The 13,231-nt window shown below is 64.9% G+C and carries 9 protein-coding genes; 8 read left to right on the top strand and 1 reads right to left on the bottom strand.

The window, feature by feature from the left end; translation table 11 throughout:
* Window positions 1–36: 36 nt before the first annotated feature.
* The 6 genes from CK226_RS27930 to CK226_RS27910 all read left to right on the top strand — a co-directional run bounded on the left by CK226_RS27930 (window position 37) and on the right by CK226_RS27910 (window position 7,355).
* Window positions 37–717, top strand: a complete 681-nt coding sequence (locus CK226_RS27930) for a hypothetical protein (RefSeq protein ID WP_095793534.1) — start codon at window positions 37–39, stop codon at window positions 715–717.
* 132 nt (window positions 718–849) lie between these two features.
* The gene (locus tag CK226_RS35785) at window positions 850–1,218 is read left to right on the top strand and encodes a hypothetical protein (protein ID WP_245437866.1); all 369 of its coding nucleotides are present in this window, start codon (window positions 850–852) and stop codon (window positions 1,216–1,218) included.
* Complete coding sequence (locus CK226_RS34545; protein ID WP_142887664.1) at window positions 1,215–1,427, top strand: hypothetical protein; 213 nt, start codon at window positions 1,215–1,217, stop codon at window positions 1,425–1,427. The genes CK226_RS35785 and CK226_RS34545 overlap by 4 nt, the downstream gene beginning before the upstream one ends.
* Window positions 1,411–2,706 (top strand): efflux RND transporter periplasmic adaptor subunit, encoded by a 1,296-nt coding sequence (locus CK226_RS27920; protein ID WP_095793533.1) that lies wholly within the window; start codon window positions 1,411–1,413, stop codon window positions 2,704–2,706. Before CK226_RS34545 ends, CK226_RS27920 begins: the two co-directional genes overlap by 17 nt.
* Before the next feature lie 3 nt (window positions 2,707–2,709).
* A complete protein-coding gene (locus CK226_RS27915; protein ID WP_095793532.1) occupies window positions 2,710–5,853 on the top strand; it encodes an efflux RND transporter permease subunit in 3,144 nt (1,047 codons plus the stop codon).
* Window positions 5,854–5,864: 11 nt separating this feature from the next.
* Window positions 5,865–7,355: an efflux transporter outer membrane subunit gene (locus tag CK226_RS27910; protein ID WP_095793531.1), complete on the top strand. Its 1,491-nt coding sequence runs from the start codon at window positions 5,865–5,867 to the stop codon at window positions 7,353–7,355.
* A gap of 48 nt (window positions 7,356–7,403) precedes the next feature.
* Here the strand turns inward: CK226_RS27910 and CK226_RS27905 are convergent, their stop codons facing one another.
* Window positions 7,404–8,252, bottom strand: a complete 849-nt coding sequence (locus CK226_RS27905; protein ID WP_095793530.1) for a response regulator transcription factor — start codon at window positions 8,250–8,252, stop codon at window positions 7,404–7,406.
* Window positions 8,253–8,728: 476 nt separating this feature from the next.
* Here CK226_RS27905 and CK226_RS27900 point away from each other — a divergent pair, with 476 nt between their 5' ends.
* Window positions 8,729–11,131: a hypothetical protein gene (locus tag CK226_RS27900; protein WP_095793529.1), complete on the top strand. Its 2,403-nt coding sequence runs from the start codon at window positions 8,729–8,731 to the stop codon at window positions 11,129–11,131.
* Between the two features lie 365 nt (window positions 11,132–11,496).
* Window positions 11,497–13,230, top strand: coding sequence for a type I secretion system permease/ATPase (locus CK226_RS27895; protein ID WP_245437870.1), 1,734 nt, complete (start codon window positions 11,497–11,499; stop codon window positions 13,228–13,230).
* The last annotated feature ends 1 nt before the right edge of the window (window position 13,231 follow it).

The following is a 13,231-nucleotide window of genomic DNA, read 5'->3' as shown; positions in this document are numbered from 1 at the left end:
ATGGCCGTCCGATGCATGAGAGAAAGGAACACCGTCATGCGAAGCAGACTTCTTGCGCTCGGCCTGTTTTCCGTCGCCGCAATCCACCCCGTGATGGCGGCACAGCCCGATCCGGGCGCCGCGCCCGGCGAGCCGCCGGTCATCGCTCTCCAGAATGGGCCGGACCATGGCCCGATGCCCGGCCCCCATGGGCCGATGCGGCCTGGTCCTCAGGGTTGGGGCCCGCACCGCATGGGACCACCGCCGGAATTCATGCTGGCCGCCCGGCTGGCGGCGCTGGAGACGCGCGTGGGAATCCGCAGTGAGCAACTCGACGCCTGGCGCGACTACACCAGCGCGCTGCAGGCCGTGCTTGCGCCGCCGAGGCATGATCGCGGTCCTGGGGGTGCCGGCGGCCCCGACGGTCCAGTCCCTGGCGACCCCGAGGCCAAGGGTCACGATGCGGGTCCGGCTGGAAAGCCTGATCCTTTCGCCTTCCAGGAGAGGCTGGCGGACGAGGTCACGGCGCGTGCGGCCTCGGCCGCCAAGCTGAAGGACGCGATCGCCGCGCTGCGCACCAAGCTCTCGCCCGAACAGCTCGAAATCCTCGCTTCGGCGGAGCGCCCCCACGGACCACCCCCCGGTCCCTGGGGCGGTCCGCCGGATGACGCAGCCGGAGCTGGAGGTCCGCCCGACCAGGGCGGACAGCTTCCGCCATCCCAGCCCGGGAACGGCTGACAACTCCGACCGGCTGCCCGGCCGGCCCGGCGCCCAACCCGTCCCCGGGTCGGCCGGTCTCGTGGGATGGCGGCATGTTCCGCCATCCCACCGTTCAATTCACGTACCAATTCACGCAATGGAAGCACGGCAATGTGGGAAGCCATGATGATGCTGCGGCTGATCGCATCGATGAGCCCGAGGCTCTCGCTCGGCCAGCGCGCCCGCCATGCCGCCACGCCGGCGGCGCTGCCGGCCGATACGCTGAGGGCGCGGTGCGCCTGCATTTTGCCGCCTGGCGCTTGTCGCTGCCGGCTTCGCGGCAACCCATTAGCCACGGACATCATGACCGCCGAATTGCATGAGTGGCCACGGTCCAGGGCAGTGCCGCGCGTTTTCAGGCTTCTCGCCGGCATGCCGCTTGGCTTGTCCGCGTCGGTCGGCATACTGACGCCAGTGGGCATTGCGGCCAGGAACTTGACCTTGCTTGTCGCCTGGCCACGCAGAAGGCGCGCGACATGAGCCGCTTCGAAGCTTCGCTCGACGTCGCCCGCAAGCGGGCGCAGCCCGTTGTCACGATATTGATCGCCTCTGTCGGCTCTCAGGTTTCGTCGACCGCGCCCGGTCTTGCCCGTTTTGGCCGGCATCCGGGTTCGCTCCCGGCCGAGCGATCCGATGCCGAGGCGACCGCAACCCCAGGGAAAGTTTCAGACCATGCGCGTCAAGACTAGTCAGCCTTCTTTGCCGGCCAAGCAGCGCCGGCTCGTGCCCTGGGCAGCAGTGCTTGCCGCCACGGTTCTCCTGGCAGCCTGCTCGCAGGAGCAGGGCAAGGCCCCGGCCGGCATGGGCGGTGTCGGCAAGCCGGAAGTCGGCGTCGTCACGCTGCATCCGCAATCGGTCGCGATCACGGCCGAACTGCCGGGGCGCACCGCGGCCTCGCTGGTTGCCGAGGTGCGCCCGCAGGTGGACGGCATCATCCGGCAGCGCCTGTTCAAGGAGGGCGCCGAAGTTGTGGCGGGGCAGCCGCTCTACCTCATCGATCCGGCCAGCTACAAGGCATCTTATGACAGCGCGGTCGCGGCACAGCAAAAAGCCGAAGCGGCGGTGCCGACGGCGCAAGCCAAGTTCGACCGTTATGCCGGCCTTTTGAAGCAGAACGTTGTTTCCAAACAGGATTATGACGATGCCGCCGCCACGCTGGCGCAGGCTCAGGCGGATGTCGCCTCGGCCAAGGCCAGTGCGGAAACGGCGCGCATCAGCCTCGACCGCACCTCGATCACCGCGCCGATCGCCGGCCGCATCGACAAATCGACGCTGACGCCGGGCGCGCTGGTGACCACTAACCAGGAAACCGTGCTGACCACCATCCGCTCGCTCGATCCGATCAATGTCGACGTCACCCAGTCGAGCACCAATCTGCTCAACCTGCGCAAGGCGATTTCAGAAGGGCGGCTGAAGTTCAGCGGCCCTAATGTCAGCGTCAAGCTGAAGCTCGAGAACGGCACCATCTATCGGCAGACCGGCAAGCTGGAATTCGCCGGCGCCAATGTCGACCAGACCACCGGCACCTTTGCGCTCAGGGCCGAGTTCCCCAATCCTGACCGTCTGCTTCTGCCGGGCATGTATGTGCGCGCGCTGGTCGAGGAGGGTGTCGCCCAGAACAGTTTCCTGGTGCCGCAGCGCGCCGTTACCCGCAACACCAAGGGCGAGGCGACCGCCATGGTCATCAACGCGCAAGAGAAGGTCGAGACGCGCGTCCTGGCCGTGCGCAACGGCGTCGGCAACAACTGGCTGGTGGATTCGGGCATTGGCGACGGCGACCGTGTCATCGTCGAAGGGCTGCAGCTGGTGCGCCCGGGCGGCGATGCCAGCGGCGTTGAGGTGACGATCGACGAGACGACCGGCGAGGTGAAGGACCGGGCGCAGACCTCTTCGACCGCACCTTCCACCTCCAATGTTGCCGATAGTGGCCAGAAACCGGCGCAAGGCGCCGCCTCGGCCGGGAATTGAGCGATGTCAGCATTCTTCATCAACCGGCCGATCTTCGCCTGGGTGATCGCCATAGTGATCATGCTGGGCGGCCTGCTCGCGCTTACCACGCTGCCGATCTCGCAGTACCCGCAGATCGCGCCGACAACGGTCAACATCAGCGCCAGCTATCCCGGTGCCGATGCGCAAACGGTCGAAAACTCGGTGACCAAGGTCATCGAGCAAGGCATGACCGGCATCGACAATCTCGACTACATGACGGCCACCTCGACCTCGACCGGCTCGGCCTCGATCACGCTGACCTTCACCAGTGCGGCCGATCCCGACACCGCCCAGGTGCAGACGCAGAACAAGCTGCAGCTGGTGCAGTCGCAGCTGCCGCAGGTGGTGCAGAGCAACGGCATCACCGTCTCGAAATCCTCCACCGGCTTCCTGATGGTCATCGGCTTCGTCTCAAGCGACGGCAAGATGAATTCGACCGATCTCGCCGACTATGTCGACAGCACCATCAACGACACGCTGAAGCGCGTCGAAGGCGTCGGCTCGACGCAGCTTTTCGGCTCGGGCTATGCCATGCGCATCTGGCTCGATCCGGACAAGCTCGCCAAATACGCGCTGATGCCGAGCGACGTGGCCTCGGCGATCGAAGCGCAGAACACGCAGGTCTCGGCCGGCCAGCTCGGCGGCCTGCCGGCGCGCAAGGGCCAGCAGCTCAATGCAACGGTGACCGCCAAGAGCCGGCTGCAGACCGCCGAGCAGTTCCGCAACATCATCCTGAAGAGCCAGACGGACGGCTCGCTGGTGCGCCTCAACGACGTCGCCACCGTTGAGCTCGGTGCTGAAAGCTACACGACGCAGGCCAATTACAACGGCAAGCCGGCGGCGGGTCTCGCGGTCAATCTGGCGACCGGCGCCAACGCCATCAGCACCGCGGAGGCGGTACGCACGACGATCAACCGGCTGAGCTCGACCTTCCCGCAAGGCGTCGAGGTCGTCTACCCCTACGACACCTCGCCCTTCGTGCGGCTGTCGATCGAGGAGGTGGTCAAGACGCTGGCCGAGGCGATCGTGCTGGTGTTCCTGGTGATGTTCGTCTTCCTGCAGAATTTGCGGGCGACGATCATCCCGACCATCGCCGTGCCGGTGGTGCTGCTCGGCACGTTCGGCGTGCTGTCGCTGTTCGGTTATTCGGTCAACACGCTGACGATGTTTGCCATGGTGCTGGCCATCGGCCTGCTGGTCGACGATGCCATCGTCGTGGTCGAGAATGTCGAACGCGTCATGCAGGAGGAAGACCTTTCGCCTAAAGAGGCGACGCGAAAATCGATGAACGAGATCACCGGCGCGCTGGTCGGCATCGCCACCGTGCTGTCGGCGGTGTTCGTGCCTATGGCCTTCTTCGGCGGCTCGACCGGCATCATCTACCGGCAGTTCTCGGTGACCATTGTCTCGGCCATGGTGCTGTCCGTGCTGGTCGCACTGGTGCTGACGCCGGCTCTGTGCGCCACGATCCTGCGACGGCCCAAGGACCATGCGACGCAGACCGGTCCGTTCGGCTGGTTCAACCGCGTCTTCGACCGCGGCACGACAGCCTATCGCGATGGCTCGCACGGTATCATCAACCGGTCGTGGCGCTTCCTGGCCGTCTTCCTCGCCATCGTCATTGCCATGGGCTGGATGTTTGCCAGGCTGCCGAGCTCGTTCCTGCCGGAAGAAGACCAGGGCATCCTGATCACCAGCGTGCAATTGCCGGTCGGCGCGACGCAGGACCGCACCGAGCGCGTGCTGGCACAGGTGACCGAGCACTATCTCAAGGACGAGAAGGATGCGGTCGAAGGTGTCTTCACCGCGTCGGGCTTCGGCTTCGGTGGCGCCGGGCAGAATGTCGGCATCGGTTTCGTGCGGCTGAAGGATTTCAGCCAGCGCAAATCGCCGGCTTCCGCCGCGCAGGCGATCGCCGGCCGCGCCATGGGGGCTTTCTCCAAGATCAGGGACGCGCAGGTCTTCGCGCTCGCGCCGCCCGCCATCCAGGGCTTTGGCAACACCAACGGCTTCGACTTCTACCTGCAGGACGTCAATGGCGCCGGCCATGACGCGCTGATCCAGACGCGCAACCAGCTTCTAGCCCTGGCCGGCCAGAGCAAGGTGCTCGCCAACACGCGCCCCAACGGCCAGGAGGACCAGCCGCAATTCTCGGTTGACATCGACCAGGAAAAAGCCAGCGCGCTCGGCGTCAGCCTTGCCGATATCAACAACACGCTGTCGACCGCCTGGGGCAGCGACTATGTCAACGATTTCATCGATCGCGGACGCGTCAAGCCGGTCTATCTGCAGTCGGATCCGAATTTCCGCATGCAGCCGCAGGATTTGGACAAATGGCAGGTGCGCAATGCCAGCGGCGCCATGGTGCCGTTCTCGGCCTTCGCCTCCAGCCACTGGACATTCGGTTCACCCAGGCTGGAACGCTACAATGGCTCGGCGGCGGTCGAGATCCAGGGCGCGGCGGCCGCGGGCGTGAGCTCGGGTGCAGCGATGGACGAGATCGACAGGCTGGTGGCGCAGCTGCCGCCCGGATATTCCCACGAATGGACCGGGCTGTCGCATCAGGAGCAGCTTTCGGGCAACCAGGCGCTGTCGCTCTATGCGATCTCGGCCCTGGTCGTGTTCCTGTGCCTGGCGGCACTCTACGAGAGCTGGTCGATCCCGTTCGCGGTCATGCTGTCTGTGCCGATCGGCATTTTCGGCGCGCTCGCGGCGGCAACGCTGTTCGGCCAGACCAACGACGTCTATTTCAAGGTCGGCCTGCTGACCACGATCGGGCTGGCTTCCAAGAACGCCATCCTGATCGTCGAGTTCGCCATAGAGCGGCAGGCGGCCGGCATGGGGCTGGTCGAGGCGACGCTGGAGGCGGCGCGACAACGATTGCGGCCGATCCTGATGACGTCACTGGCCTTCATCCTCGGCGTCACGCCGCTCGCCATCGCCAGCGGCGCCGGTTCGGGGGCGCAGAACTCGGTCGGCATCGGCGTGATGGGCGGCATGATCGCGGCAACGGTGATCGGCGTCTTCCTGGTGCCGCTGCTGTTCGTCACCGTGCGGCGCATCTTCCAGGGCAGGGCGGCTAGACAAGATACGGGCGAGAAGCCGGCGACAGCCAACCAGCAATAAGGAAACTTCCCATGACAGGTTTTGAACGTGGCCCGGTGGCCGCGGGGCGGCTCATTGTGCCCATGATCACGGCTGTTCTGCTCACCGGATGCGTCGTCGGCCCCGACTATCGCACGCCCATCCTGCCGATGCCGGCAAACTGGAGCGGCGAGAAACCTACGAAATCCGTCCAGCCGGCGCAGCTGTCGCAATGGTGGCAGCGCCTGCGCGATCCGCAACTCAGCACGCTTGTGGAGGAAGCGGTCGCCGGCAATCTCGACGTCGCCACCGCCAAGGCCAAGATCCGCGAGGCGCGCGCCAGCTTTCGCCAAAGCGCCGGCACGTTGCTGCCGTCGCTGGACGGCTCCGGTTCCGTCACGCGCAACAAGTCATCCGAGACCACATCGGGGAGCAATTCCATCTACAGCGAATATCAGGCCGGTTTCGATGCCAGCTGGGAACTCGACCTGTTCGGCGTCAACCGCAGGGGCGTCGAGGCGGCGCGCTACGGCGTCGACGCCGCGCAAGAGGAATTGCGCTCGACGCTTCTGACCATGGTCGGCGATGTCGCGTCCTACTACGCCCAGGCGCGCGGCTACCAGGCCCGCATAGCGCTCGCCCGGCGCTCGGCCGTGTCGCAACGGCAGACCGCCGAACTCACCCGCACCATGGCCCTGGCAGGGTCGGCGACGGCCGCCGACGTCGCCAAGGCGATGGGGCAGGCGTCCAGCACCGAGGCCACGGTGCCGACGCTGGAGGCAAGCTATGCCGAGGCGGTGCATCGCCTGTCGGTGCTCACCGGCCGGCCGCCGGCCGCACTCAGCCAGCGGCTGATGCGCGGCGGGCCGATCCCGTCGCCGCGCCTGCCGATGCCGACGGGCATTCCCGCCGACGTCCTTTTGTCGCGCCCGGATGTGCGCATGGCCGAGCGGCAATACGCGCAATACACCGCCAAGGTCGGCCAGGCCGAGGCGGCACGCTATCCCTCGGTCAGCCTGACGGGGAACATCAGCACGGCGGCGCTCAATCTCGGCGACCTCGGCAAGAACTCGTCGATCGGCTGGTCCTTTGGGCCGACGATCAGCGTACCGCTGTTCAATGCCGGCCAGTTGCAGGCGGCCGCCGACGTCGCCCGGGCGCAGCGCGACCAGTATTTCATCGCCTACCGGTCCTCGGTGCTGACCGCGCTGGAGGATGTCGAGAATGCGCTGGTGCTGATGGCACAGGAGCGCATCCGGATCAGCAAGCTTGCCGCGTCGGCGAAATCCTATGGCGAGGCGGCAAATCTCGAAGGCACACTCTACAAGGCCGGCGAGACCAGCCTGCTCGACGTGCTCGACGCCCAGCGCTCGCTCTACTCGGCGGAAGACTCGCTGCTGCAAAGCCGCGTGCTGTTGGCGACCAACTACATCGCCCTCAACAAGGCGCTCGGCGGCGGCTGGGATGGTGTGATCGACAGCACGAAACCCGAGATCGTCGACATCAAGACCGGGCCAAGGCTGGCCAAGGTGACGGCGCAGTGACAGGTTTGCGCCTGCCATGGGGGCTGCGCGGCATTTGCGATGGCGGCCTCATTCGCTTCCGATGCGGGCGTTCAGTCCGGTCTGGCCGGCGGCCAGTTGCAAAAGCTGGGCACGCGAGGCGACCTCCAACTTGCGATAGATGTTGTTCATATGGATTTTCAGCGTGCCTTTCGAGATGCCGATATCGAGCGCGATCCGCTCGTATGGCTTGTCCGTGGCAACGAGCCGGGCAATCTCCAATTCCCGTCTGGTCAGCCGTGACGACAGCTTCTGCCATTTGATCCGGCGGGAGGCCTCAATCTCAAGGGCTTCCCCGATAATTTCGGCAGGCAACCAGTGACCGCCGGCGGCGACCTGGTCGATGCATCTCAGCAGCGTGCCGACGGCGGACTCCTTCAGCACGATCCCGGCGACGCCGGCCATGACCACATCGTAAAGCTGGCCTTGTGACGCGCCAGCCGTCAACATCACACAGCGCGTGGCCGGCGTTTCCTTGCCGAGTTCTACGGCAACGTCGAGCCCGCTGAACCCCGGCATGTTCAGATCGATCACCGCGATGTCGGGCAAGTCCTGCCTGATCCTGGTCACAGCGCTCCTGCCGTCCAGCGCCGAGCCGACAACCCTATAGCCGGGGTCGCGGGCAATCAGGTTTTCCAGGCCGTGCAGGAGCAGCGGATGGTCGTCGACAATGAACACAGTGGTGACCATACGCTCCAACCCCATCCGGCTCGCACACCCCATGCGATAACCCACCCCGGCAGCAGCATCGCGCCTCCGATAAGAATTAGCAACTACTAATTGATGTCGATACGCTTCCGGCACCATGGTGCGTGGTGCCGGATTGAAAACAGGGCAGTTACGGGGCGTCATTGCAAGTCCGTGATTTGATGAGATCATGGACCTTGATCAACTGGCCTCGTCTTTGAGAGTAAAACGCGGAAATAGTTTTATAAAGTTCGGCTAACGTCGTGGTTTTTACTGAAATAACGATGCTATTTAACGATGTTGAATTTTCATTTGCGCCTATAACCGCGGTTATATGGACGTGCCCATTGCAACCTGCGAAATATGGTTAGGGGAATATTAAGGTTCTGGCGGTCGGCGTCGATCGGGCGAGCCTGGGCTAGGGGGCGTGAGCGTGGCAAGCAGCAAGACGGCACCTGCGTTCCGTCGTCCAGCGACGACTGGCGAAGCGAGTTCAGACTTCGCCGCCGCTCCAGAACTTTGTCCAAATGTGTCCCCTTCTTTTCACGAAACGATCGCTCGTCGGTATGCCGCGTTCCGCGGGAGCCGGGCGCTCGGAGCTTGCAGTCAACCTGGATAGACGGTCGCGACATGAGCGCTGACCGGACGACACTGTGGAGGAAATGGTAATGGCGACAGATATTGGCGGCGGTGTCCTTCTCGAGGCAACGACCGAAGGTTCGGGAACCGGCAACTACGATTCCTTCCTGCGGCTGCAGGCAACGGGTGTCGAGGAGGGCTTCAACACCGATCAGAACGGCAACGTTCTCGACGACAAATCATCCTTCACGCACAGCCTGCTGTACAGTGACATTCAGTCGATCGAGATCGGGGGAACAGCCTACCTGGAATTCCGGCTGGACCTCAACGAAAGCAACAACTCGACCAACGATGCGATTACGCTGACTGACCTGAAGTTCTATATTTCGGACCAGCCAGCCTCACTTACTGATTTCAGTGCCGGCTCCCTCGGTGCCGGATTCACCTCGATCTTCGATCTTGGCGGCGCTCAAGCGCTGATCGATGCCAATCATGGCTCAGGAACCGATGACTACCGGGTTCTTGTTCCAGTTAGTCTCTTTGGCACCGTGCCTGACGGTTCCTATCTGACGCTTTATTCGAGCTTCTCCGGTTCCAATGGCGGCTTCGAGGAGTGGCGCACCCTTACGACACCCGGCACTGGCACTGATACGCCTGGAATAGGCATCGACAAGGTAACGGTCGACGGCGCGGCGATCGGCGACGGGCTGAGCGTGCTCGCCGGCGATACGATCAGTTGGCAATACACGGTCAGCAACACCGGTAATGTCGCCCTGTCGAACATTGTCGTCACCGACGACCACAATGACGTGGTCGTGACGGCGGTTCTCAGCGGCGGCTTCAACGTCGGCGACACCAACCATGATGGCAAGCTCGACACCACTGAGCACTGGAGCTTCATTGGCACGAGCGCCGGCACGGCTGTCGTCGGCGATTACGCCAATGTCGGCACGGTCACGGGCTCGGCCGGGTCAGTCAACGTCACCGACGACGACGCCTCCAGCTATTTCGGCGCCGATCCGCAGATCGTCATCGACAAGGTGACGGTCGACGATGGGGCCAAGGGCGACCATCTGACGATCCTGACCAACGAACCGATCTCGTGGGAATACACGGTAACCAATGGCGGCAACGTCGCCCTGTCCGATGTCACGGTCAGCGACAGCGACGGCGGCGTGACGCCGGTCGCGGTGACCGGCAACGGCCATGTCACCAACATCGGCGACATCAACAACAACAACATGCTCGACATCGGCGAAGTCTGGAAGTTCTCGGCAAGCGGCACCTCCGTAACCGGCCCTTACAGCAACACCGGCACCGCCTCCGGCTCCTTCACCGACGATGCCCTCCACACCCGGACCGACACCGCCACCGACGATTCCGGCTACTTCGGCGCCAACCCGCATATCACGCTCGACAAGAAGACCAACGGCGTCGACCATGGCCTCAACATTTTCCAGGGCCAGGCCGTGACCTGGACCTACGATGTAACAAATGACGGCAATGTCGCGCTCGCCAATCCAGCCGTCACCGACGACAAGGGCGTCACGATCACCGCGATCCTCGGGGGCGATCTCAGCCATAACATTGGCGACGCCAACGTCGACGGCGTATTCGACATCGGCGAGACCTGGCATTACAAGGCCACCGGTATCGCGGTGCTTGGCGATTACTCGAACAATGCAACGGCCACCACCGATGCCTATGTCGACACGGCCGGACATCCGCGCACGCCGCAAGCCTTCGACAGCAGCGATTACGAGGGCTTCTCGAACAAGGCGCTGACGCAAGGTTTCTGGGGCAGCCACACCGATGCGTGGGATGGCGTCACCGGCCACGAGAGCAATCCCACCAAAAGCGCTTTCAACAGTGGCGTCATCTGGGGCCTGGACATCAACCCGCGCCACGACGGCAACCTGCTGCTCGGCGACAGCAATGGCAACGGCGCTGTCGATGCCGGCGAACACACCCTGCTGATCTCGAACTCCCTGGCAAGGGCCATCGAATCGAGCTCGACTGGTGGCGACGCCCGCACCATCATGCTGCAGCAGGCGATCGCCACCCAGCTCAACATCGACAACCACGTCGCGCAGCCCAACGACCTGATCAGCGAGGCGGTGATGTGGCTGAAGGGCGAGGGGGCATGGGCCGGTCTGGTCAATCTCGACGCAGACCATGACGGCAAGATCGACACCAACGTCGCCGGTACGGCGCTGGCGGGCAGTGCCGTCAAGACCAGCTCGGATGCCTGGACCAAATATGTCGACGTCACCGATCCGCCCGGCATCACCGATTGGAATGGCGGCAAGGAGGCCGACGGCGAGGGCCTGAAGAACGCGCTGATGTGGTTCAACCAGGGGCAATTGGTGACATCCGGGCCGGGCCATGTCGCCTGGTTCGATGGGACCAACATCGTCGACGAGCATCCCAATACGCTCGATCAATTCTGGCTCACGCTGCATGACGTTGGGGGCCTGACGGGCGTCGCCTGAGGCAGGCCCCGGCCTTCCGGCCGGGTGCCTTAGCCGCGGCGCCGCCCGCATGACACGGCATGGGAAGGGGCTCCACCATCTTCAGCTTGGCGCAGGCAAGGACCAGGTCCTTGGGTCTGGTTTCGATCGCCTGCGCCGTTTTTTCGGGGCTGGGCGGCGTGCTGGCGCGGTCGCCTGGCCTTGTGTCGGCCTGCCTGGCTCTGGCGGGGTTCGGCGCGTTTGCGCTGTTTCGGGCACGCGGTCGCGACACCGCTGAGCCCGGTCCGGATGCCCCCCGCGTCGCGGCGGCGCGAGGCCCCGCCAGTCCCGGTGTCCGGCAGCGGCCACCCAAAGCCCGGCAGCAGGGATCGGAACTCGCGGCGGCGATCAAATCCTGCCGCTCGGCCTTCATCGCCATCGCGCTGTTCAGCGGTGTTCTCAATGTGCTGATGCTGTCCAGTTCGATCTATATGCTCGAGGTCTATGATCGCGTGCTGCCGAGCCGCAGCGTGCCGACGCTGATCGGCCTCAGCCTGCTTGTGGCCGTTCTCTATGCCGGGCAAGGCGTGCTCGATTTCATCCGCGGTCGCATCCTGGTGCGCATCGGCGGCGCGCTCGACGAGGCGCTGGGCGCTCGTGTCTATTCCAGCGTCCTCAAGCTGCCGCTCAAGGTCGGGCGCAACGGTGACACCATGCAGCCGGTGCGCGATCTCGACAGCGTGCGGACCTTCCTGTCGGGCTCCGGGCCGACCGCGCTGTTCGATCTGCCGTGGCTGCCACTCTATCTGGCCATCATCTTCATGTTCCACGTGCTTCTTGGCGTGACGGCCCTGATCGGCGCGATCGTGCTCGTGCTGTTGACCATCTTCGCCGAGCGGCTGACGCGCAAGCCGGTCACATCGGGCACCCAGACCGGCATCGTCCGCAACGGCCTGACCACGACCGGCAACCGCAACGCGGAAGTCATCGCGGCCCTCGGCATGGGCGGCCGGATGGCGAAACGATGGGAAGAGGCCAACCGCGACTACCTCGCCGAGCAGCGCAGCGTCAGCGACATCGCCGGAGGCTTCGGCGCCGTGTCCAAGGTGCTGCGCATGCTCTTGCAGTCGGCCATGCTCGGCCTCGGCGCCTGGCTGGTCATCGACCAGCAGGCGACCGCGGGCATCATCATCACCGCCTCCATCCTGAGCGGCAGGGCGTTGGCGCCCGTCGATCTGGTCATCGCCAACTGGAAAGGTTTCGTGACGGCGCGGCAGGGCTGGCAACGGCTGACCAGGATTCTCGCCGCATTGCCGGCCGATGCCGAGCCGATGGCCATGCCGGCGCCGAGCCGCCACGTTTTCATGCAAAACGCCAGCGTCGCCGCGCCCGGCACGCCGCGGCTCCTGGTGCAGGACGCCAGCTTTGCGCTGGAAGCGGGACATGCCGTCGGCATTATCGGCCAGAGCGGTTCGGGCAAGTCGACGCTGGTCAGGGCGCTCGTCGGCGCCTGGCCGTCCGCCGCCGGCAGGATCAGGCTCGACGGCGCCGACCTCGACCAGTGGTCGCCGGAGGACCGCGGCAAGTTCATCGGTTATCTGCCGCAGGACGTCGAACTGTTTGCCGGCTCGATCGCCGAGAACATCGCGCGTTTCGAGCCCGACGCCGATCCCGCATTGGTGATCGCAGCCGCCAGGGCAGCCGGCGCGCATGATCTCATCGTCGGTTTCCGCGACGGGTACGAGACGCAGATCGGCGAACTCGGCGAGGCCGTCTCGGCCGGCCAGCGCCAGCGCATCGCGCTGGCCCGCGCGCTCTATCGCGATCCGTTCCTGGTGGTGCTCGACGAACCCAATTCCAACCTCGACGCCGAAGGCGAGCAGGCGTTGTTCCAGGCGATCGTTTCGGTGCGGCAGCGTGGCGGCATCGTCGTGCTCGTGGCCCACCGGCCAAGCGCGCTCGGCACGGTCGATTTCATCCTCGCCATGAACCAGGGCCGCGTCCAGGCGTTCGGCCTCAAGGACGAGGTTCTGGCCAAGCTGTTTCCGCGGCCGCAACCGGCCGGGGCCACCGTGCCGCACCTCAGGCTCGCCACCGAAGGGCCGGCGCCATCGCCCGGCGTGGCGGCGGCGGGCGAGTGAG

The organism is Mesorhizobium sp. WSM4311, from assembly GCF_002295115.1.
In the GTDB taxonomy this organism is placed as follows: Bacteria; Pseudomonadota; Alphaproteobacteria; order Rhizobiales; family Rhizobiaceae; genus Mesorhizobium.
The sequence above is the reverse complement of the archived record's forward strand: the minus strand, read 5'-3'. Positions and strand labels throughout refer to the sequence as shown.

Coding starts and splice junctions, on each gene's coding strand:
- CK226_RS27930 (WP_095793534.1), top strand. CDS start 37: ATGCGAAGCAGACTTCTTGCGCTCGGCCTGTTTTCCGTCGCCGCAATC.
- CK226_RS35785 (WP_245437866.1), top strand. CDS start 850: ATGTGGGAAGCCATGATGATGCTGCGGCTGATCGCATCGATGAGCCCG.
- CK226_RS34545 (WP_142887664.1), top strand. CDS start 1,215: ATGAGCCGCTTCGAAGCTTCGCTCGACGTCGCCCGCAAGCGGGCGCAG.
- CK226_RS27920 (WP_095793533.1), top strand. CDS start 1,411: ATGCGCGTCAAGACTAGTCAGCCTTCTTTGCCGGCCAAGCAGCGCCGG.
- CK226_RS27915 (WP_095793532.1), top strand. CDS start 2,710: ATGTCAGCATTCTTCATCAACCGGCCGATCTTCGCCTGGGTGATCGCC.
- CK226_RS27910 (WP_095793531.1), top strand. CDS start 5,865: ATGACAGGTTTTGAACGTGGCCCGGTGGCCGCGGGGCGGCTCATTGTG.
- CK226_RS27905 (WP_095793530.1), bottom strand. CDS start 8,252: ATGATCTCATCAAATCACGGACTTGCAATGACGCCCCGTAACTGCCCT.
- CK226_RS27900 (WP_095793529.1), top strand. CDS start 8,729: ATGGCGACAGATATTGGCGGCGGTGTCCTTCTCGAGGCAACGACCGAA.